Here is an 843-nt window from a genome sequence, read left to right on the forward strand (position 1 = left end):
TGCAAGCGCTGCATGCGCGGCTGCATGAGCATCAGCACCGGGTATTTGATCTGGCGCAGGAGTGCCCAATTGCAGCCAGCAGTTATACGCTGGCGGGGAGCCACTACTTCAGCATCGTCATTCACCACATCGCGTTTGACGGCTGGTCGGTAGATCTGCTGTTAAAAGAGTTGCTGCACTATTACCGCGTGTTCACCGGAGAGGCCAGCCATGAACTCCCGGCCCCGCCGGTGCAGTACCGGGAATTTGCGCTGTGGCAGCGCCAACACCTGCAAGGTGCCACGCTGGACAAGCAACTGGCCTACTGGCATGGGCAACTGGCGGACCATGAACCGCTCAACCTGCCGACGGACCATGTGCGCCCACTGCAATTGGATTACCGTGGTGACGATATCACCTTCCAACTGGATGCAGCGACCAGTGCCGAGCTGCGGGCGTTGGCCGCCTCGTTGAACGTCAGCCTGTACACGGTACTGCTGAGCGGCTATTACCTGCTGCTGGGGGTTTACAGTAACCAGCAGGATATCGTGTTGGGGACACCGATAGCGGGCAGGCATTACCCGGGGGTGGAAGACACCCTGGGCCTGTTCGTCAATACGCTGGTCCTGAGAAGGCAGATAGACGTCAGCCAAACGGTCAGAGAATTTATTGGCGAAACGGGGCAGCAGGTCAGTGAAGCGCATACCCATCAGGATCTGCCTTTTGAAAAGCTGGTGGAAGTGCTGAAAACGGAAAAGGACAGTTCAAGGCACCCGATATTCCAGGTGATGTTCAGTCTCCAATCGTTTGGCGCCACAGGACGTACCGAAGGAGAAAGCCTGTTCGAGCAGTATGACGCGCAAG

General features: G+C 57.4%; 1 protein-coding gene. It reads left to right on the forward strand.

From position 1 onward, the window contains the following. Positions 1-843 (forward strand): condensation domain-containing protein (locus tag JHD74_RS27155; protein ID WP_233169696.1); only part of this gene is annotated, 843 nt, incomplete at both ends.

Source organism: Serratia sp. ASV30, assembly GCF_016428815.1.
In the GTDB taxonomy this organism is placed as follows: Bacteria; Pseudomonadota; Gammaproteobacteria; order Enterobacterales; family Enterobacteriaceae; genus Chania; species Chania fonticola_C.